Here is a 21,613-nt window from a genome sequence, read left to right as displayed (position 1 = left end):
GATTTTAACAATTAATTGAGAAGGAAGTTTTTTTAGTGGCGGATCCAGAACGTAAAATTCCCCAGCATATTGCGATTATTATGGATGGCAATGGGCGCTGGGCGAAGGCTCATCATCGTCCTCGTGCCTTCGGTCATAAGGCAGGCATGGATAATGTCAAGACCATCACGAAAGTTGCCAGCAATCTAGGCGTTAAAGTGTTGACGCTGTATGCTTTTTCCACCGAGAATTGGCGGCGGCCGACTGAAGAAGTTAATTATCTAATGCAACTGCCGATCGACTTTTTTAATACTTTTATACCCGAATTAATGGTTCAGAATGTGAAAGTTAACGTGATGGGTTTCTTAGATCAACTTCCTGAAAAAACGTTGGCGGTCACCAAGCAGGCGATGGCAGAGACCGCGAATAATACTGGTATGATCTTAAACTTTGCCTTGAATTATGGTGGTCGTGCTGAGATTACTGCAGGTGTGCAAGCAATTGCCCAAGAAGTGGCTGTGGGTAAAATCAAGCCAAATGAGATCGATGATCAGGTTGTACAATCGCATCTGATGACGGCCTCGCTAGGGGAACTCGCGGATCCTGACTTGTTGATTCGGACGAGCGGGGAGTTGCGTTTGTCGAATTTTTTGCTGTGGCAAATTGCGTACAGTGAGTTTTTCTTTACCGATGTGCATTGGCCCGATTTCTCTGAAGTCGAGTTAAATGCTGCCATTGATTCGTACAATCATCGTGTGCGTCGTTACGGTGGTTTAAAATAAGGATTTAGGAAGCTGAGGATTTAATATGAAACAACGTGTGATCACGGCAGTTGTTGCCTTGATAATATTTATTCCAATTATTTTATTGGGTGGCTACTGGATCGATGTCGCCGCAATTTGCTTGGCAATCGTTGGCTTGTCCGAAATGTTTATGATGCGCAAACGAATTATCGTTTCACCAGACTTTGTTATTTCCTGTTTAGGGATCACGACGTTAGTCTTGCCGGATGGTTTTTTCGCTAATTTACCGTCATATTTATCTCGATTCGACATTTTTGCGATCACGGTGGCCTTGCTGCTACTCGTCACAGTGACGACGAAGAATAAGACCAACATTGATGATATTGGTATCAACACTTTGGCGATGGTCTATATTGGCAATGGCTTTCATTCATTAGTTGCGGTGCGAGGCGCGCAAAACGGGCTCGAATTACTTGGCTATATTCTCGTCGTGATTTGGGCAACAGATATTGGTGCCTATTCATTCGGACGTAAAATCGGCAAACATAAATTGTGGCCTGCAATCAGTCCTAATAAAACTTGGGAAGGTAGTATTGCCGGAACATTATGTGCATTAGTTGGTGCTGCAATTTATCTTTACTTCTTCCCGGTTGGTTATACGCATACCGTTTGGATGATTTTGGCAACTTTGATTTTCTCAATTTTTGGTCAGTTAGGCGATTTAGTTGAGTCTGCCTATAAACGTTATTACGGCGTTAAAGATTCTGGGAAAATTTTACCAGGACATGGTGGTATTCTAGATCGGTTCGATAGTTTACTGTTTGTGCTACCAATGCTACATTGGTTTGCTTTAATTTAAGCGATAAGTTTGTTGAATGTGCACTGAATTCTAAGCGACTTTTTTGAAGCTGATAGGAGTAACCATTTGAAAACAGTCATTTCTTTTCTCATCATTTTTAGTATTCTGGTGGTCTTTCATGAGTATGGACATTTCATTGCCGCTCGGAAGTCTGGTATTCTTGTCCGCGAATTTGCGATTGGCTTCGGTCCTAAACTGGTCAGCTGGCGCAAAAATCATACAACGTTTACGATTCGTTGGCTGCCGATCGGTGGTTATGTGCGAATGGCCGGTGCCGGCGATGATGATTCGACGATCGAACCGGGGACCATGGGCACGCTACAACTTAATGATGCTGGCGTCGTTACCAAAATCGATATCAGTGAGCAAAATGCGACGCTGTCAGGAATTCCAATTCAGATCTCAGCCGCTGATTTAGTGGACACGTTGACGATCAAAGGTAATGAAAACGCGGACGTAGATCAACCTAGAACTTATCAAGTCGATCATGATGCCTTGATCATCGAGTCTGACGGCACAGAAGTTCAAATTGCACCGCGTGATGTGCAGTTTCAGTCTGTTTCGATCGGTAAACGGATCTTGACTAATTTTGCCGGTCCATTCAACAATTTCTTGCTGGCGATCGTTGGTTTTATTGTGGTCGCTTTTCTACAAGGCGGTGTGATCTCGACTCAAAATATCGTTGGTAGTGTCACTGACAATTCCGTCGCACAACAGGCGGGGCTCAACGCCAACGATCAGATCACCAAAGTCGATTCGGTGACCACAAAGGATTGGACGAGTTTAGTCACTCAGATCCAGAAGAAGCCCGATCAGGAAGTGACGTTGACAGTTAAACGCGCTGATAAAAATCTGAAGATCAAATTAACGCCAGATTCCGTGACACAGTCTGGTAAAAAATATGGTCAAATCGGGATCGTCAATCATGTCGACCGCAGTGTTGGTGGCAAAGTTAAATATGGCTTCACAACAACATGGAACACCGGCAAACAAATTTTGACCGTACTCGGTTCCTTTTTCACTGGCGGATTCAGTTTGAACAAGCTTTCTGGACCAGTAGGTATTTTTACGAGCACATCACAAGTGGTCAACGCTGGGTTCACCAATACAGTTTGGTTCTTGGCGATGCTGTCGATCAATCTTGGTTTGGTCAACTTAGTGCCGATTCCTGGACTCGATGGCGGGAAAATTTTATTGAATCTACTTGAAATCATTCGTCGTAAACCATTACCAGCTGAAAAAGAAGGTATCGTCACTTTGATCGGTGCCGGGTTAATTTTGCTACTATTTATTGCGGTAACTTGGAACGACATCGCTCGCTACTTTATTAAATAAGATCGTGTCTTTGGAGGAGTTATAAATGAAACAGTCTCGCATGTTTATCCCCACGTTAAAAGAAACACCGGCAGATGCTGACGCGCGTAGTCATCAATTAATGTTGCGCGCCGGTTATATTCGCCAAACGTCCGCTGGGGTCTATACTTATTTACCATTAGCAGTACGCGTCCTACAAAAAATCGAAGCAATCATGCGCCAGGAAATGGATGAAATTGGGGCAGTCGAATTATCGATGCCAGAAATTATTCCAGCTGATTTATGGCGTGAAAGTGGTCGCTATCCGACTTATGGTGAGAACTTATTTAAGTTTAAGGATCGTCATGATCGTGACTTTGTTCTCGGACCAACGCACGAAGAGACGATCACGGATTTGGTGCGTCATGAATTAAAGTCGTATAAAAAATTACCCGTGATCTTATATCAAATCAAAACCAAATTCCGCGATGAAGATCGTCCCCGTTATGGGTTGTTACGTGGCCGCGAGTTTATCATGAAAGATGGCTATTCTTTTACAGCTAATGAAGCACAGCTGGAGGATATTTTCCATGATATGGAAACGGCCTACCACCATATTTTTGATCGTTTGAATTTGAATTATCGGACAATTGTGGGCGATGCTGGTGCCATGGGTGGTAAAGATTCCCGTGAATTCTCTGCCATTGCCGATATTGGTGAAGATACGATTGCTTACACAGATAATAATGATTATGCGGCTAATTTGGAAATGGCCAAAAATGTGGACAATTATATCCAAATTCAAGAACAAATGTCTGAATTGAAAAAAATTGCCACACCCGATGTTGGTTCGATCGAATCAGTCACGAAGTTTTTAAAAGTTGAACCACAAAAACTGATCAAGAGTATTTTGTTTATTGCCGACGAACAACCTGTCTTAGTTCTTGTCCGTGGTGATTATGAAGTCAATGATGTGAAGTTGACTAACTTCTTGCATGCCGACTTTTTATCGTTAGCAACTGATGCACAAGTTCAAGAATTATTCGACGCGCCTGTTGGTTCGATTGGTCCAGTTGGTGCACCTGAGTCTGTACGGATCTTGGCGGATGAAACGGTAATGAAATTGATCAACGCTGTCACCGGTGCCAATGAAGAAGGGTTCCATTACTTAAACGTTAATCCAGAACGTGACTTTAAAGTTGCGCCTGAAGATATCAGCGATTTTCGCGTCGCGCGTGCTGGCGATTTAGCACCCGATGGCAAGAGCACGCTTCAATTTACGCGTGGAATCGAAATCGGCCATATTTTCAAGCTTGGCACACGTTATTCGAAAGATTTCGGTGCAAACTTCTTGGATGAAAATGGTCGCGAACAACCTTTGATCATGGGTAGCTATGGTATCGGCGTGTCTCGATTGTTGTCTGCTATTGTTGAACAACATTCTGATGACAATGGGATTATTTGGCCAACGACAATTGCACCATTTGATGTGCATATTGTGCCGATCAATTTGAAAAATGCGGATCAGGCGCGTCTCACTGCTGAAATCGAAGCCATCGTTGCTGAAAGTCAACTGACTTATCTGGTTGATGATCGCAATGAACGTGCAGGTGTTAAGTTTGCCGATTCCGATTTAATTGGCTTACCTGTTCGTGTTACAATTGGTAAAAAAGCAGCCGACGATATTGTCGAAGTTCAATTGCGTGCAACGGGTGAGAATTTGGAAGTCAAGAAAGAAGAGTTACTTAATGTCATCCAAATCTTGCTTTCAAAAACAGTTACCAACTGATCGTTTTTAACTCACACAATTTTATAAGCAAGCTTTAAAAAATCCGAATGAAGCTAGTAGAGCTCATTCGGATTTTCAAATTATCGTCTTTATTGATATTGCGGTGGAACGAGTAATAGGAGAGATATTTTGGCAGAAGAAAACTTAATGACCAAGTTATTGGCGCAGATCCAATGGCCGGAAGATTCGATGACAAATTTTGAAAACGCGCAGTTAACTCAACTAGTGGTACATGAAGTGTCGAAGCGTTGGACGTTTAAAATTCAGACTGCCAAACTTTTGCCGTTTGCAATCTATCAAGCTTTTATACAAAAGCTTGATCATGCATTCGAGGGTATTGCGCAAGTGGATCTGGAATTGACGACGTCCGATCCCACGTTTACTGAAAAGGACTTGCAAGATTATTGGCGATTTGTGGTGACACAAACGGGAATCAAGTCACCGATGATCACCGAAGTTTGTGCCAATCAAATGCCTGAATTCACCGATGGCATGACATTTCTGAACGTCGACAACGAGATCATCAAGAGCTTTATGGTCAAACAAGCCATGGGACCGATCGAAGAAGCCTATGCGCGTGTTGGTTTCCCGAAGTTAATGTTTCGGATCAATGTGGATGAATCTAAAACACAAGAAAAAATCAAAGATCTTAAATCGCAGCAAGCCAAACGAGACCAAGAATTTGCGGCAGTTGCGGCTAAGAAGCAAGCCGAAAAACAGCAGCAACAACAGGACACCACAATTCCTGACGGGCCAATTTCGATCGGTGGTCAGCTGAAGGCAAAAACAGATTTGATTACTTTAGATCAAATCGAACAAGAAGAGCGCAGCGTTTATGTACAGGGATATGTGTTTGACACCGAGGTCAAGACGTTCAACTCTGGACGTTCTTTACTGACGTTAAAAATTACCGATTACACCTCATCAATTATCATCAAACGTTTCTCACGAAAGAATGGGGAAGACACACCACTGTTCGAACAATTCCATAAAGGCATGTGGGTATATGCTCAGGGCAGTGTGCAAAATGACAGCTTCACTCATGAGCTGGTGTTAAATGCCAACGAAATCGTTGAATTCAAGCATCCTGAACCACAAGATTCCTATCGTGGGGAACAAAAACGTGTCGAATTACATTTGCATACGAATATGAGTCAAATGGACGCGACTAATTCGATCGGCGATTTTGCCAAACGCGCCAAAGCATGGGGCGAAACGGCATTGGCATTGACGGATCATGTTGGTGCGCAGTCATTTCCAGATGCGCATTCAGCTAGCCAGAAGTTTGGCTTAAAGCTGATTTACGGTGTCGAAATTAATTTAGTCGACGATGGTAATCAAGTCGCCTATAATTTGCGCGATGAAGTTGCGGATACGGCTGAGTACGTGATTTTTGACGTGGAGACCACGGGTTTGTCTGCCGTTTATGATACGATCATCGAACTGGGTGCAGTTAAGATGAAAGACGGCCAAGTGGAGGCAAGGTTTGATGAGTTCATCGATCCAGGCCATCCGTTGTCTGCAACGACAATTAATTTGACTAACATCACCGATGAAATGGTCCAGTCGGGCGGCACCGAAGCTGAAATTATCAATAAATTTATGGATTTTACCGGTGATGCCGCTATTGTTGGACACAACGTCACTTTTGATATTGGATTCTTGAATGCCGCTTTGCATCGGCTTGATCATCCGGCAGTACACAGTCCAGTCATTGATACCCTAGAAATGTCTCGTTTGCTTCATCCTGAGAATTCTAATCATAAGTTAGACTCATTAGCCAAGCGTTATAATATCTCGCTAGAACATCACCATAGAGCCGATGCGGACGCCGAAGCAACTGGTCTGTTATATTATGCGTTATTGAATGAATTTAGTGAAAAATTTGGGTCAGATAACATTTCCCAATTAAATGACCATATTGGTGGCGGGAATGCGTATCGTTTAGCACGTCCACATCACGCAATCTTGTTGGCACAAACTCAAGCTGGATTAAAAAATTTATTCAAAGTCATCTCTGGTTCCATGGTGGATTATTTTTATCGTGTTGCGCGGGTGCCTAGATCCTTACTCAATCAATATCGAGAAGGCATTTTAGTGGGATCGGCCTGTTCGTCTGGTGAAGTTTTCACCGCGATGATGCAGAAGGGTTATGAAGAAGCTCGCCAGAAGGCACAGTATTACGATTACTTGGAAGTGATGCCTAAGGCGATTTATCAGCCACTGATTCAACGCGAATTGGTCAATAATGATGCCGCCTTGGAAGATATTATCAAGAATATCATTAAACTGGGGCAGGATCTGCATAAGCCGGTGGTTGCGACTGGTGACGTTCATTATTTAGATCCGCATGATTCGATTTATCGAGAGATCCTGATTCGTGCGGATAAGGGTAATCCACTTAGCCGCCAAGTTTTACCGGATGCTCATTTCCGTTCGACTGGTGAGATGCTAGACGATTTTGCCTTCTTAGGCGAAGACGTTGCCAAAGAAATCGTCATCACGAATACGAATCAAATTGCCGATTCGATCGACGATGGCATTACGCCTGTCAAAGACAAGCTGTATACGCCGGAAATGCCTGGCGCCGAAGACGAAATTCGGTCGTTGGCCATGAACAAGGCCTATTCTTGGTATGGCAATCCATTGCCTAAGCTGGTTGATGAACGGTTGCAAAAAGAATTGAAGTCGATTATCGGTAATGGTTTCTCCGTCATTTACTTAATTGCCCAAAAGTTAGTTTTCAAGAGTAATAAAGATGGTTATTTGGTTGGTTCTCGTGGTTCTGTTGGGTCGAGTTTCGTTGCCACGATGACTGGGATCACCGAAGTCAATCCGCTACCGCCACATTATCGCTGTTCAAATTGTAAATATAGTGAATTCTTTACGAAGGGTGAATATGGTTCAGGTTTTGATTTACCGGATAAAAATTGTCCAAATTGTGGACAACCGCTGATCAAAGATGGCCATGATATTCCTTTCGAAACTTTCTTGGGTTTCAAAGGCGATAAAGTCCCCGATATTGATTTGAACTTCTCGGGTGATTATCAGCCGATCGGTCATAATTATACGAAGGTATTATTTGGCGAGAAAAATGTTTTTCGTGCCGGGACGATCGGTACTGTTGCGGATCGAACTGCTTATGGTTACGTGATGCATTACGAAGAAGTTAATGATAAACATTTGCGTGGGGCGGAAGTTGACCGCCTTGCTTCTGGTGCGACGGGGGTCAAGCGAACCACCGGTCAACATCCGGCTGGTATTATTGTTGTCCCTGACAATATGGATATTTACGATTTCACCCCGATCCAATATCCTGCCGATAAAACCGATTCTGCTTGGAAAACGACTCATTTTGATTTCCATTCGATCCACGATAATATTTTGAAGCTCGATATCTTAGGTCATGATGATCCGACCATGATCCGAATGCTTCAAGACCTTTCTGGTATTGATCCGGTGACGATCCCCACGGATGATCCTGGCGTCATGTCGCTGTTTTCTGGCACGGATGCCTTAGGGGTCACCCCAGAACAGATCCATTCTAAAATGGGAACTTTGGGTGTACCGGAATTTGGGACTTCCTTTGTGCGAGGCATGTTGGAGGAAACACATCCGAGCACATTTGCCGAACTCCTGCAGATTTCTGGATTATCTCACGGGACAGATGTTTGGTTGGGCAACGCCGAAGAATTGATCAATCAGGGCGTGGTTACGCTGAAAGACGTTATTGGTTGTCGTGATAATATCATGATGGATTTAATTCACTGGGGCGTCGATTCGCAAATGAGTTTCCAAGTCATGGAGAGCGTGCGTAAAGGCAAGGGCATCAAAGATGAGTGGCAAGAAGTTTTGCGCAGTAATGAGAATGTTCCTGACTGGTATATTGATTCTTGTTTGAAAATTAAGTATATGTTCCCTAAGGCGCATGCGACGGCTTACATTTTGATGGCGTTACGAATCGCATACTTCAAAGTTTATTTTCCAATTATTTATTACACAGCTTACTTCAGTGTGCGCGCCGACGATTTCGATTTAGTTGCCATGGCGCATGGTAAAGAAGCTGTTAAGGCAAGAATGCAGGCCTTGACCGAAGAAATTAATGAAAAAGGTAAGGGACGCGCGGTTAAACAAGCCAACTTACTGACCGTGATGGAATTGGCCAACGAATGTTTAGAGCGTGGTATCGAAATCAAGATGGTCGATATTGAAAAGTCAGATTCTGATGACTTCCAGATTTTAGACGACCACACGATTTTGGCGCCATTCAACGCGGTGCCGGGGTTAGGCGCCAACGTTGCTAAACAGATCGTGGCTGCCCGTGCTGAGAAACCCTTCTTATCGAAAGAAGATCTTGCCACACGGGGAAAGGTTTCAAAAACGATCATTGATTATATGACGGTTAATGGGGTGTTGGATGATCTTCCTGATGAAAATCAGTTGTCGTTGTTCTAAAATATAGACGTCGGTGGAAAACATTAGCCGGACGATTTCAGTTGGTAGGTATATTGTTGCATTGGTAGCTTAGTCACTAATTTCAACCCGTTGCTTTCCACACTCTAAACGTGCTATAATAGTCTCAAGAATTGGTTCGAGTGAGCAGAAATGCTCACTCTTTTTATTGGCCGATTTACTGAAGGGAGGTTTGGTTTTGAGTTCAGTCATAGAAACCGTTCGATCGTTGGTTATGCCGATTCTCAATTCTAACCATTTTCAACTAGTCGATTTGGAATATGTTAAAGAAGGTTCTAGCTGGTATTTACGCGTTTATATCGATAAGCCAGGTGGGATCAATATCGAAGAGTGTGCGTTAGTCAGCGATTTATTAAGCGAGCAACTAGATCAGGCTGATCCTGACCCAATTCCTCAGGCTTACTTCTTAGAAGTATCGTCACCCGGAGCAGAACGACCATTAAAGAACGAAACCGATTATCAAACTGCAATCGATGAGTACGTTCATTTTTCATTGTATGCAGCCATTAATAAGAAAAAAGCTTACGAAGGTTTTTTACGGCAAGTTACTGCAACTGAAGTGACGCTGGCTTATAAAGAAAAAGGTCGTCCTAAAGAAATTACAATTCCGCGTGACAATATTGCTAAAGCAAGATTAGCCATCGAATTCTAGGATTGAGAAGGGAACACGTATTATGAATGAAGAATTATTAGGAGCACTTGATGCGCTAGAAAAGGAAAAGGGCATCAAGAAAGAAGTCGTTATCGACGCCATCCAAGCGGCATTGGTTTCTGCGTACAAACGTAATTACAACCAAGCACAAAACGTTGATGTTGAATTCGACCAAAATTCTGGCAACATTCATGTCTATGCTGTCAAAAAAGTGGTCGAAGAAGTTGCGGATTCACGTTTAGAAATTAGCCTTAAAGATGCTTTAGAAAAGAATCGGGCTTATGAAATTGATGACGAATTCAAAGTTGAAGTGACACCAAGTAACTTTGGTCGCATTTCTGCTCAGACGGCTAAGCAAGTCATCATGCAACGACTTCGCGAAGCAGAACGTTCACAGATTTTTAACGAGTACACACAGTACGAGCACGAAATTATCCAGGGGACGGTTTTGCGCCGTGATAACAAGTTCATCTATGTTGACCTCGGTGATATTGAAGCCGTCATGAGTAAACAAGATCAGATTCCTAATGAAGAATATCAAACGCATGATCGTATCAAGGTTTTCGTGAGCAAAGTTGAAAACACGACTAAGGGACCACAAGTCTACGTTTCAAGAACGAATCCTGAGTTAGTCAAACGTTTATTCGAACAGGAAATTCCTGAAGTTTATGATGGCACTGTTGAGATCGTATCGATTGCCCGTGAAGCTGGTGATCGTTCTAAGGTTGCGGTTCGTTCGACGAATCCTAATGTCGATCCTGTCGGCACTTGTGTCGGTCCTAAAGGTCAACGTGTACAAGCCATTGTGAATGAATTAAATGGTGAGAACATGGACATCGTTAAGTGGGAAGAAGATCCATCTGACTACATTGCCAATGCATTGAATCCTGCGCAAGTGATCGCCGTTCAATTTGACGAAGCGCAACGTGAATGTATGGTCGTTGTGCCTGATTACCAATTGTCATTGGCAATCGGTAAACGCGGACAGAATGCACGTTTAGCAGCTAAGTTAACTGGATTCAAAATCGATATCAAACCTGAATCAGAAGTTGAATTTGTTGATGATGAGGGTAGCGATGTTGATACGGATGCGCCAGATGAAAGCACGGATACAACGCCTGATGAAGCACCAGAATCGACTGAAGCGCAACCTACTGATTCTGAAGAATAGTCTGTAAAATGGTGGGTGATAGTAATGAAAAAGAGAAAAGTTCCCATGCGTCGCGACGTTCTGACTGAGGCAATGTTACCTAAGAAAGAATTAGTGCGTATCGTTCGTGATCAAGAAGGTACTATCAGCATCGATCCGACGGGTAAGAAATCTGGTCGTGGTGCTTATGTTTCTTTAGATCCAGAAGCAGTTAAAGCAGCCAAACCCAAAAAAGTTTTAGACAAAGTTTTCAATCAAAAAATTGCGCCGGAGTTTTATGATGATCTGTTCGCTTATGTGGATCACCAAAAGGCTCGGCAAGAATTGTTTGGTCAACAGAAATGAAGTCACAACAACAAAAGAAAGATCCGCAAAAGATTTTACAGCTGTTGGGGTTAGCGCAACGAGCAAGGAGATTAACAACTGGTGAAGAGTTAGTTCTCAAAGCCATTAGCTCGCATCAAGTCAGTGTTGTTTTTCTTGCTAGTGACACTGGCGTCAACACGACGAAGCGGATCAGAGATAAGTCGAATTTTAATCATATTCCCGTGATTGAAATTTTCAACACCCAGCAATTAACTCAGGCAATTGGACAACCGCGCAAGGTCATTGGCGTTAACGACCCCGGTTTTGCCAAAGGTATGGTGAGTTTAATGAATTAAACAATTAAGGAGTGTGAAATATGGGAAAAAAGCGTGTTTATGAATTAGCAAAAGAATTAAATGTCGCTAGCAAAGACCTGATTACTAAGGCTAATGAGGCCGGCTACGATGTTAAAAACCATATGTCGACACTTGACGATGCGCAAGTTAGTCATTTAAGTCAATCATTTAAGCAAGGTGCACCAAAAACTACGAAAAAAGAAGTTGAGCAGAAAACGACGACTAATCAAAAACCAGAATCAAACCAATCTGCAGCAAAACCTGTTGCTAATAAGCCAGCACCAACGAAACAGCCTAGTCAGACGGCCAAACCCGCAACTGAAACGACTGCTAAAAAACCAGCAGAAAACACAGGGAATCAGCAACAGGGTGGCAAGACGAAGATCAAAGTGACTGCGATCAGACGTAACCGTCCCGCAGAATCGTCGACAACGAATACGCATAGTCCACGACCAACTCACGAAGGTCAGCAACGTGCGCAACATAGTTCTGCTAACAACAATGGAAATAATCGTCCTAATCACACGAATAATACTCATAGTAACAGTAGTAATAATAATCATAGCAATAACAGCAACAATAATAGCAACCAAGCACCACGCGGACAGCGACAAGGTGGCAATCAACCATCTTCACAAGCACGTCCAACACAAGGACAACGTGGAAATTCGAGCCAGTCACAAGGACAGCGTAATAATAATTTCCGCAACAACAATCAGCGTCCATCAGCACCAGCACCACGCTCTGGCAACGCTGGATTGCGTCACCTGGAACAATATAAAGAACAAGCTGCTCAAACACAAGTCGATATTCAACAACAACGTGATCATGACCGCAAACGCCGCCAAGAGAAACGTCGTCAAGAACAGAAACCTGTTGAGAAGAAGGTCGAGGCATCTTCAACGAAGCCAACATCTTCAACTCGCGCACCACAGCATAAACCAGCAGATTCACGTGTGAACACACCGACTTCTCGTGTTAATATGCCTAAGTCAACACCTACAACAAGACCACAAGATACGACCAAGAAGACGACTGAGTCTCATAAAGACGAACATCGTAAACGCAATTTTGGCCCAGATGCAACACCTTACCGTGCTGGTGCTTATAAGAAGAATAATAGTCGACGTAAGCAAAAAGGCCAACAACGTCACCAGATCAAGAAAGAAATGCCTAAACGTAAAGATCGGCCATTGCCAGAACTTCTCGTTTATTCAGAAGGCATGAATGCACAAGATCTTGGTAAATTATTGCACCGTGAACCAGCCGAGATCGTTAAGAAGTTATTCATGTTAGGCGTGATGGTCAACCAGAACCAGTCGTTAGATAATGACACGATCGAATTGATCGCGACTGATTATGGTATTGAATCACAACAAAAAGTCGAAGAAGACGTGTCAGATATTGATACAATTTTCAACGACGAGAATGCTAACAAAGATACTTTAGCTTCACGTCCGCCAGTTGTCACGATCATGGGACATGTCGATCATGGTAAGACTACTTTACTTGATCGTCTTCGTCACACGCACGTTACTGCTGGTGAAGCCGGTGGGATTACGCAGCATATTGGGGCTTACCAAGTTAAGCTCAATGACCGCGTGATCACCTTCTTAGATACGCCAGGACATGCGGCATTCACGAATATGCGTGCGCGTGGTGCTGACGTTACTGATATTATTGTCTTGGTTGTTGCCGCCGATGATGGTGTCATGCCACAGACAATTGAAGCTATCAATCATGCTAAGGCTGCCAACGCGCCAATTATTGTTGCAGTCAACAAGATCGATAAGCCAGGTGCTAATCCTAACCATGTCATGGAACAACTGACCGAATACGGTTTGATTCCTGAATCATGGGGTGGCGATACCATTTTCGTAGAAATTTCTGCAAAAATGGGAACGAACATCGACGAATTATTGGAAATGATTTTACTCGAAGCCGACGTTTTGGAACTTAAGGCTAACCCTGATCAAAAAGGTGTTGGTACCGTTCTGGAAGCACGTTTGGATAAGGGTAAGGGACCAGTGGCCTCATTACTTGTTCAACAAGGGACTTTACGTACCGGTGATCCAATCGTTGTTGGTAACACATTCGGACGTGTCCGTGTGATGACCAATGATCGTGGTCGACGTGTGAAAGAGGCCTTTCCATCCGAGCCAGTCGAAATTACTGGTTTGAATGATGTGCCTGATTCAGCCGATCACTTTGCGGCTTTCGAAGATGAAAAAACGGCTCGTGCTGCCGGTGAAGAACGTGCTAAACGTGCGCAATTGATCGAACGCAACAAGTCACATCGTGTCACTTTGGATAACCTCTTCGAAACAATGAAAGAGGGCGAGCTCAAGGAAGTCGACGTCATTATCAAGGCCGACGTTCAAGGTTCTGCCGAAGCATTGGCTGGGAGCTTGCAAAAGATCGAAGTTGAAGGCGTCCGCGTGAATATTATTCACCAGGCCGTTGGTGCGATCAATGAAAGTGATGTCACGTTGGCTTCTGCAAGTAACGCCATCATCATCGGATTTAACGTACGACCAACGCCTCAAGCTAAGTCACAAGCCGATTCCGACGATGTCGATATTCGTTTGCACAATGTCATTTATCGTGCCATTGATGAGATCGAATCTGCAATGAAGGGTATGTTGGAACCAACTTATGAAGAAAAAGTTATCGGCGATTTAACTGTTCGTGAACTTTACAAGGTTACGAAGTTAGGTACGATTGCCGGCTGTCTTGTTAATACCGGATCGATCCAACGTGATTCTGGCGTTCGCTTGATTCGCCAAGGCATCGTCATTTATGACGGTAAGCTTTCTTCACTGAAACGCTTTAAAGATGACGTTAAAGAAGTTCGTGCCGGTTTTGAATGTGGATTAATGATCGAGAACTATAATGACATTAAGGTTGACGATGAAATCGAAGCTTATGTCATGCAAGAAGTTCCGGTTCAATAGAATTGGAGGTATTGAGCGATGAAGCATCGTATAGGACGTGTTGAGCAGGAAGTTCAACGTGAAGTCAACGATATCCTCTTGAAAAGAGTGCGCGATCCTCGTGTAGAGGGCGTGACGATTACCGGAGTGGATATGTCTGGTGATTTGCAACATGCAAAAATTTTCTTCAGCATTTTATCTAATAAGGCTCACGACGTTGAGAAGGCGCAAGCCGGCTTAGATAAAGCGAGTGGGTTGATCCGTAAGGAATTAGCCGCTCGGATCAAAATTTATAAAATTCCAGCATTGGAATTTTTACAAGACGACTCCGTTCGTTATGGCGAGCACATTGACGAATTAATTCGGAAAATGAACGCGCAAGATTAAGTAGACCAAAAAAAGAATCATCATTTGTAAGCAAGTTGCTTATGAATGATGATTCTTTTTTGTAGCTTGTTAGATTTGATTGCGAATGACTGGAATCAACGGCTCATTGGGTTTGTGGCATTAGTTCTGCGAGTGGGAAGATGCGGTGCCTTTTGTAGCTGATTTCGCGATCGATGAAATTAAATATTTTATTTTCCTTGTTTTTGCAAACATATGTTCGTATAATGTTCATATGAGATGAAGTGCGAGGTGGATCTAATGGAGCGAAATGTACCACGCGATCAGTGGCTATATGATGATCGCGGCATGATGAAGTGGATGGGGTGGATCTTAAGCGACCATTCTGCTTACATGGAAGCAGAAGCGAAGCGAGAGGCACCAACATTGCCTAAGACTGAAATGACTTCAATTGAAATTGATCGAGTTTTGCAGCAAGCTTGGAAAAAATCCGAGATTATTTCTGTCCAAAAAAATATTGAATTCGATCAGCGATTCGAACCAAACATAGAAGGTGCTTTAGTTGGAAACGAGTGCGGTTTAATTTATGTGCAAGGAAAAGATAATCATGCCCAAGAAATTGAAGTTGCTGAAATTCGCCATGTGGAAATTATCGATGCGGAGAAATGGTGGTTACAATGACACCACTCGATGATCTGAGCAAGTTGCCAGTTCACGATATCATGTGTATCGACTGCAAGTCTTTTTATGCTTCAACGGAAGCCATCCGTCGAGGTGAATTTCCCCTGGCTGCCAAAATTGCGGTGATGAGCAATGAAGAATCGAACGGCGGTTTGATTTTAGCGGCGAGTCCGAAAACGAAGAAGAAATATGGCGTGAAATTAGGAACACGCCGTTATGAAATCAAGGACGAGATGGATATTGAAATGGTCGAGCCGCGCATGGCCGATTATATCAAGCGCAACTATCAAATCAATCAAATTTATCGCGCTTATACGGATGATCAACATTGGTATCCTTATTCGGTCGACGAATCCTTTATCGATGTCACGCACTCTCATGCACTTTTCGGTACCAACGAAGAAATTGCCGCTAAAATTCAGCAGGAAGTTTTTGATCAGACGGGAATTATTACCACTGTTGGTATTGGTCAGAATCCGTTGTTGGCTAAGCTGGCCTTAGACAATGAAGCTAAATATGAAGAGCCATGGCGGGCTTACTGGACGTATGAACACGTGCCAGAAACAATTTGGGAAATTGGCAGTCTAACCGATTTCTGGTCGATCGGCGAACGGACAGCCAAGAAATTGAATGCACTGGGGATCAACAGTATCAACGAGCTGGCCCATTTCGATCGAAAGAAATTACATCAAAAGTTTGGTGTCTTGGGCGATGCGTTATATTTTAATGCGTGGGGGATCGACTACTCAGATTTGAAGCGCCGTTATGTCCCGTGTGAAGAAAATAAAGGCTATGGAAATAGTCAGATTTTGATGCGAGATTATAATAATTTAACGGAGATCGAAACGGTTTTGAGTGAAATTGCGGATCAAGTGGGAACCCGCTTGCGTGAACATCACGTTCAAGGTGAAGTGGTTGGTATTTCTGTTGGATTCGCCCAGCCAGATGACCAAGGCAAGGACGGTTTTAGTGCGCAGACTCATATTGATCCTACCGATCGAACGGATCAACTGACACAGGCTGTCCGTTATCTTTTCGAGAAGAAATGGCAGGGAAATACCCTGCGTAATCTGGGTGTGCGGGTGAACCGAATTAGTAAAATGAATACTTTACAAATGAATTTATTTGAAAGCAACGAAAAGTTTGAAGCTAAACGACAGTTGGATCAGACGATCGATCACATTCGCGACCGCTTTGGTTACAAGTCGTTGATCCATGCTTATTCGAAAACTGAAGGGGCGACCGCAATTAGTCGCTCAGGGCTTGTAGGAGGTCATCACGGATAATGATTGCAGAATCAAGGGAATTACTCGCCAATTATCAGAAACGCTTTACACGCGCATATAACTACCAATACTGGATAGTCGTCGTGAACAATCATTTCGAAGACTGCTACTCTTTTTTTATATACACCAAAAAAGTACATACCAAGTTAGTACGTAGCTACGAGCTGGTTAATTTTCCCAATCACGATGAGAAATTGTATCAACAAGTTCTTGCTGACTTTAAGGCTGCTTCGAACTTATCCATCGAGTTTCGCGATACGCGACATTTAGTTCATCCGGGTACGGACATTTTGCAGGATACGGTGCACGGACATGGGAGCAGTGTGGCGTATCGAGAAAAGGAAAAAAGAATTTAAAGCTATAAATCGGTGTTGGCATGTGTTTCAGAGATCAGTAGTTGAGTTTATAACTTAATCATCATGTCAAGACCTCGTTTAATTGAGGCCTTTTTTTATGCAAGCATTAGTATGTAAATTTCGTTCAATTACTTATTGTTACATAAAAAATAATTTTAATTTTTTAATTTTGGACTGTTCATTGAAATGAGTGTTTGATAGAATATGTGTAAGCGATTTATTTAGTGATTGCTTGAATAAAGTAGAGGAGGTCTTTTGATGCCAAAAGACTATCATTTAGGTCTTGATATCGGGACTGGGAGTATAGGTTTTGCAGCCACGGATGACAATAATAAACTCATCCGTGCAAAAGGAAAAAATATTTACGGGGTGCGCCTTTTTGACGAGGGGCAGCCTGCGAGCGAACGTCGGAGTTTTAGAACTACACGTCGACGTTTGAGTCGTCGCGGATGGCGACTTAAGTTGCTAAGAGAAATTTTTGAGCCTTACATTTATCCACAAGATCCGTCATTTTTTATGCGACAGAAATATTCAAGTTTATCAGCGAAGGATCCTAACCAGAAGAAAGACTTTACTGATTTACTTTTTTCAGATCGAACGGATGCGGACTTCTATCAGCAATATCCGACCATTTATCATTTGCGTGAGGCACTTATGACTGAACATCGTCAATTTGATTTGCGCGAAATTTACTTGGCCGTTCATCATATTGTTAAGTATCGCGGGCACTTCTTGGACGATACATTAACAAGCAAGTATAAATTTCAACAGCTTGAATTACGTGATAAATTTGAACAGTTGAATCAAAACTTTCAAGAATTACAGCCTGATCAACCATTTACGATTGATCTGAGTAGTACGGCAGAAATTGAGGCTGGATTAATTGATCAGGCCAAGTCGAAATCTGATCGACAAAAAGAATTGATGTCGAGCTTCTATTTAACGACGGAAGATAAAGATATTGAGAAACAAGAAAAAAGTGTTGCAGCAGAAATCCTAAAATTAATTCTTGGTAATAAAGCACAAATTAATGTCATTTTAGGCGAAGAAGTTGACCCTGAAGCAAAGAAAGATTGGAAGCTGACGTTCGATTCAGAAACGTTTGACACTGATTTTGTAGCGATTTCTACCTCATTGACAGAAGTGCAAATGGATATCATGACGATATTAGAGGAGATTTATTCCGCACTCACTTTGAAAGAGATCATTGGAAATAATAATAGCTTGTCTGGTGCTATGGTTGAAAAATATGATGATCATCATGAACATTTACAGTTGTTGAAGCAAGTAGCTCGTCAAACAACTGTGGACAAAGGTAAGGAACTCAGACTAGCTTATGATTACTATATTACTGGTAAGGGTAAAGATGGTAAAGCATTTGTGAAGGATGATTTCTATAAACTTGTTGAGAAGTCATTGGATGAATCTGCTGAATCACAACGAATTAAGCAATTGATCGATACTGGACATTTTATGCCTAAGCAAAGAACTAAAGAAAATGGGGCAATCCCACACCAGATTCATCAAAAAGAATTGGATTTGATCATAGAAAATCAAAAGGCTTATTATCCATGGCTGGCTGAATTAAATCCCAATGAAAAGCGTCGTCATGTTGCAAATTATAAATTGGATGAACTAGTCTCGTTCAGAGTGCCATATTATGTTGGCCCGATGATTACTGCCAAAGACCAGAAGAAAACTTCTGGTGCAGGTTTTGCATGGATGATCCGGCGTGAAGATGGGACAATTACGCCTTGGAATTTTGATGAGAAAGTTGATCGGATTGAAAGTGCTAATAAGTTTATTAAGCGAATGACGACAACGGATACCTATTTAATTGGTGAGGATGTCCTTCCTGCCTCTAGCCTGATTTATCAACGCTATAACGTTTTAAACGAACTTAATAACATTCGTATCAATGGACACAAAATTGAATTTGAATTAAAAGAAAAAATTTATCAAGATTTATTCATGAAAACCAAATCGATATCTGTTAAAAAGTTTAAAAATTATTTACTAGAGGAAGGCGAATTCAAAGGGTATCTCAAAGTTACCGGTTTTGCCGATGAAGATAAATTTAATAGTAACTTGGGAAGCTATATCGACTTTAAAAAGATCTTGGGTGATTTAGCTGATGATAATGATAAGCAAGCAGATATCGAGCAAATGATCGAGTGGTCGACAATCTTTGAAGACAAACAAATTTACGAAACTAAGTTGGAAGAGATTACTTGGCTCACGCCACAACAACGCGTAGCAATTGCTAACAAGCGTTATACGGGTTGGGGACGCCTCTCAAGAAAATTATTGACCGGTTTACGTAATCAAAACAACCAAAACATGATGGATCTGCTTTGGTCAACTGAGCAAAACTTCATGCAGATTCAGGCAGAGCCAGATTTTGCTGAACTAATTGCAAAAGAAAATCAGAATGTACTGAAAGAAAAAGACTCGCAAAAAGTAATCGACGAGCTATATACATCGCCACAAAACAAGAAAGCTATTCGTCAAATTTTGTTGGTTGTGGTCGATATTAAGAGAGCCATGCACGGTCAGGCACCAACAACCATTAATGTTGAATTTGCCAGAGGCGAAGATAAAAATCCGCGTCGAACAGTTAGTCGTCAACGCCAAATTGAAAATCTTTATCAGAAGGTTGCTAATGAAATTCTGATAAGTCCAAGTGTACGTGAAGAATTAAGTCAAATATCAGACGGTAAGAAATTCAACAGTGATCGATTATTCCTGTATTTCAGTCAGGGTGGTCGTGACATGTATACGAATGAAGCCATTGATATTGATAAACTTTCAAGTTATGATATTGATCATATTTTGCCACAAGCATTTATTAAAGATGATTCGCTAGATAATAGAGTTCTGGTTAGTCAGAAGATTAATCGTGAAAAATCTGACGCAGTTCCTCGTGATTTATTTGGCGCTAGAATGATGCCAATTTGGGAGAAAATGGCCGATAAAGGGCTGATTTCTAAGCGCAAATTAGCAAATCTTAAAACAGATCCAGATAGTATTGATGCCTTTAAAGCACAGGGATTTATTAATCGTCAATTGGTTGAAACACGACAGGTTATTAAATTGGCTGTTGGTATTCTAGCTGATCAGTTCGGTGATGAGACTAAAATTATTTCTGTTAAAGCAAATCTGACTCATCAATTACGTGAAACCTTTGATTGGGTCAAAAATCGTGATGTGAATGATTATCATCATGCTTTTGACGCTTATTTAACCGTCTTTGTAGGTAATTATCTGTTGCGCCGCTATCCAAAATTAGAATCCTATTTTGTCTATGGTAATTTTAAAAAGTTTACTGACAAAAATGCTAAATTCAGAAATTTTAATTTCTTGTATGATTTGAACTTGGATGAAATTATGGTCGACCGAGAAACTGGGGAAATTCTAAAAAAACGGCAAACTACCAGAGAATACATTAATGGCATATATGGCTACAAGAAAATTCTAGTTACTCATGAAGTCCACGAGAATCATGGGGCGTTATATAACATGACTGTTTATGGTCGCAAGGACAATGATAAGAGAAAGTTGATTCCAATCAAGAATAATATGCCGACGGATGTTTATGGTGGCTATTCTAGTCGAAAATTAGCGTACATGGCGATTGTGAAAACGACTAAGGAAAAGACAGTTAAGTATCTTACGGTAGGGATTCCAATTTCTGCTGCAACAAAAATAGACTCGTTCGCAGATGACAAGAAACATAAAGTTCAGATGTTGAATGATATTGTTCGAGATGAATTTGATGATAAGACACAAGTGGAAGTAATTGTTCCGAAAGTATTGTTTAGACAGTTAATTATTGATGATGGTTGTCTCTTTACATTGGGAAGTGACACTTATCGTTATAATGCACAGCAGTTAATTTTAAATGTGACTGATGTTAAAATTATCAACGCTAAGAGTAAAGATGTTGCAGCACAGGATGAAACTGAACGCGGTCAACAACTTATTCAAGTGTATGACGATATTTTGCTTCAGGTTCAGAAGTATTTTCCACTTTATGATATTAAGCAATTTAGAACTAAATTTATAAGTGGTCGCGAAAAGTTTATACAATTTCCGAATAACGATATTTGGAATAATAATAAAGTGACACAGTTAGGAAAAATAACAATTATTCAACGCATTCTTCAAGGATTGCACGCTAATGCAGCAGTTAGTGATTTAAAAAATATTGACATGGGAACACCACTCGGTAAAATACAGGTTCAAAACCGCGGTATCTCTCCAAACGCCGTTCTAATTTACCAATCTCCAACCGGTTTATTCGAACGTCGTGTAAAACTCAGTGATCTTGATCGTTAGAAATTAAGTCAAAAAAAGAGCTATTGGTCAAAAGCACCAATGGCTCTTTTACTACATATGTATGGCCTGATAGC

15 protein-coding genes are annotated in these 21,613 nt (G+C 41.8%); all 15 read left to right on the top strand.

Annotation, left to right across the window (positions count from 1 at the left end):
* The first annotated feature begins 80 nt into the window (after positions 1–80).
* Entirely contained in the window at positions 81–761 is a 681-nt protein-coding gene (locus EKM67_RS01335; protein WP_125576618.1) for an isoprenyl transferase, read from the top strand.
* Positions 762–786: 25 nt separating this feature from the next.
* Positions 787–1,581 carry a phosphatidate cytidylyltransferase gene (locus EKM67_RS01330; protein ID WP_125576501.1) on the top strand — a complete coding sequence of 265 codons (795 nt, stop codon included), beginning with the start codon at positions 787–789 and terminating at the stop codon, positions 1,579–1,581.
* 66 nt (positions 1,582–1,647) lie between these two features.
* Entirely contained in the window at positions 1,648–2,916 is a 1,269-nt protein-coding gene (gene rseP, locus EKM67_RS01325) for an RIP metalloprotease RseP (protein WP_125576499.1), read from the top strand.
* 25 nt (positions 2,917–2,941) lie between these two features.
* Positions 2,942–4,663, top strand: coding sequence for a proline--tRNA ligase (locus EKM67_RS01320; RefSeq protein ID WP_125576497.1), 1,722 nt, complete (start codon positions 2,942–2,944; stop codon positions 4,661–4,663).
* Positions 4,664–4,810: 147 nt separating this feature from the next.
* Positions 4,811–9,118 (top strand): PolC-type DNA polymerase III, encoded by a 4,308-nt coding sequence (locus EKM67_RS01315; protein ID WP_125576616.1) that lies wholly within the window; start codon positions 4,811–4,813, stop codon positions 9,116–9,118.
* Between the two features lie 196 nt (positions 9,119–9,314).
* Positions 9,315–9,788 carry a ribosome maturation factor RimP gene (rimP, locus tag EKM67_RS01310; protein WP_125576495.1) on the top strand — a complete coding sequence of 158 codons (474 nt, stop codon included), beginning with the start codon at positions 9,315–9,317 and terminating at the stop codon, positions 9,786–9,788.
* Positions 9,789–9,810: 22 nt separating this feature from the next.
* Positions 9,811–10,959 carry a transcription termination factor NusA gene (gene nusA / locus EKM67_RS01305; protein WP_125576493.1) on the top strand — a complete coding sequence of 383 codons (1,149 nt, stop codon included), beginning with the start codon at positions 9,811–9,813 and terminating at the stop codon, positions 10,957–10,959.
* 24 nt (positions 10,960–10,983) lie between these two features.
* Positions 10,984–11,283 (top strand): RNase P modulator RnpM, encoded by a 300-nt coding sequence (rnpM, locus tag EKM67_RS01300; RefSeq protein WP_125576491.1) that lies wholly within the window; start codon positions 10,984–10,986, stop codon positions 11,281–11,283.
* Complete coding sequence (locus EKM67_RS01295; RefSeq protein ID WP_125576489.1) at positions 11,280–11,600, top strand: YlxQ-related RNA-binding protein; 321 nt, start codon at positions 11,280–11,282, stop codon at positions 11,598–11,600. Before rnpM ends, EKM67_RS01295 begins: the two co-directional genes overlap by 4 nt.
* Positions 11,601–11,620: 20 nt before the next feature.
* Complete coding sequence (gene infB / locus EKM67_RS01290) at positions 11,621–14,554, top strand: translation initiation factor IF-2 (RefSeq protein WP_125576487.1); 2,934 nt, start codon at positions 11,621–11,623, stop codon at positions 14,552–14,554.
* An 18-nt stretch (positions 14,555–14,572) separates the two neighbouring features.
* Entirely contained in the window at positions 14,573–14,920 is a 348-nt protein-coding gene (gene rbfA, locus EKM67_RS01285) for a 30S ribosome-binding factor RbfA (RefSeq protein ID WP_125576485.1), read from the top strand.
* A gap of 258 nt (positions 14,921–15,178) precedes the next feature.
* Positions 15,179–15,559: a DNA-directed RNA polymerase subunit beta gene (locus tag EKM67_RS01280; protein ID WP_125576483.1), complete on the top strand. Its 381-nt coding sequence runs from the start codon at positions 15,179–15,181 to the stop codon at positions 15,557–15,559.
* Complete coding sequence (locus EKM67_RS01275; protein ID WP_225417267.1) at positions 15,556–16,845, top strand: Y-family DNA polymerase; 1,290 nt, start codon at positions 15,556–15,558, stop codon at positions 16,843–16,845. The genes EKM67_RS01280 and EKM67_RS01275 overlap by 4 nt, the downstream gene beginning before the upstream one ends.
* On the top strand, positions 16,845–17,201 hold the full coding sequence (locus EKM67_RS01270; protein ID WP_125576481.1) for a hypothetical protein: 357 nt from the start codon (positions 16,845–16,847) through the stop codon (positions 17,199–17,201). The genes EKM67_RS01275 and EKM67_RS01270 overlap by 1 nt, the downstream gene beginning before the upstream one ends.
* A gap of 258 nt (positions 17,202–17,459) precedes the next feature.
* The gene (gene cas9 / locus EKM67_RS01265) at positions 17,460–21,539 is read left to right on the top strand and encodes a type II CRISPR RNA-guided endonuclease Cas9 (protein ID WP_191986397.1); all 4,080 of its coding nucleotides are present in this window, start codon (positions 17,460–17,462) and stop codon (positions 21,537–21,539) included.
* Positions 21,540–21,613: the final 74 nt, after the last annotated feature.

The organism is Lapidilactobacillus mulanensis (genome assembly GCF_003946215.1).
GTDB classification, from domain to species: domain Bacteria; phylum Bacillota; class Bacilli; order Lactobacillales; family Lactobacillaceae; genus Lapidilactobacillus; species Lapidilactobacillus mulanensis.
The sequence above is the reverse complement of the archived record's forward strand: the minus strand, read 5'-3'. Positions and strand labels throughout refer to the sequence as shown.

Excerpts from the sequence above, each read along its gene's own strand:
- EKM67_RS01330 (WP_125576501.1), top strand. The coding sequence starts at position 787 with ATGAAACAACGTGTGATCACGGCAGTTGTTGCCTTGATAATATTTATT.
- EKM67_RS01295 (WP_125576489.1), top strand. The coding sequence starts at position 11,280 with ATGAAGTCACAACAACAAAAGAAAGATCCGCAAAAGATTTTACAGCTG.
- EKM67_RS01315 (WP_125576616.1), top strand. The coding sequence starts at position 4,811 with ATGACCAAGTTATTGGCGCAGATCCAATGGCCGGAAGATTCGATGACA.
- EKM67_RS01275 (WP_225417267.1), top strand. The coding sequence starts at position 15,556 with ATGACACCACTCGATGATCTGAGCAAGTTGCCAGTTCACGATATCATG.
- EKM67_RS01320 (WP_125576497.1), top strand. The coding sequence starts at position 2,942 with ATGAAACAGTCTCGCATGTTTATCCCCACGTTAAAAGAAACACCGGCA.
- cas9 (WP_191986397.1), top strand. The coding sequence starts at position 17,460 with ATGCCAAAAGACTATCATTTAGGTCTTGATATCGGGACTGGGAGTATA.
- rnpM (WP_125576491.1), top strand. The coding sequence starts at position 10,984 with ATGAAAAAGAGAAAAGTTCCCATGCGTCGCGACGTTCTGACTGAGGCA.
- EKM67_RS01335 (WP_125576618.1), top strand. The coding sequence starts at position 81 with ATGGATGGCAATGGGCGCTGGGCGAAGGCTCATCATCGTCCTCGTGCC.
- EKM67_RS01270 (WP_125576481.1), top strand. The coding sequence starts at position 16,845 with ATGATTGCAGAATCAAGGGAATTACTCGCCAATTATCAGAAACGCTTT.
- nusA (WP_125576493.1), top strand. The coding sequence starts at position 9,811 with ATGAATGAAGAATTATTAGGAGCACTTGATGCGCTAGAAAAGGAAAAG.
- EKM67_RS01280 (WP_125576483.1), top strand. The coding sequence starts at position 15,179 with ATGGAGCGAAATGTACCACGCGATCAGTGGCTATATGATGATCGCGGC.
- rbfA (WP_125576485.1), top strand. The coding sequence starts at position 14,573 with ATGAAGCATCGTATAGGACGTGTTGAGCAGGAAGTTCAACGTGAAGTC.
- infB (WP_125576487.1), top strand. The coding sequence starts at position 11,621 with ATGGGAAAAAAGCGTGTTTATGAATTAGCAAAAGAATTAAATGTCGCT.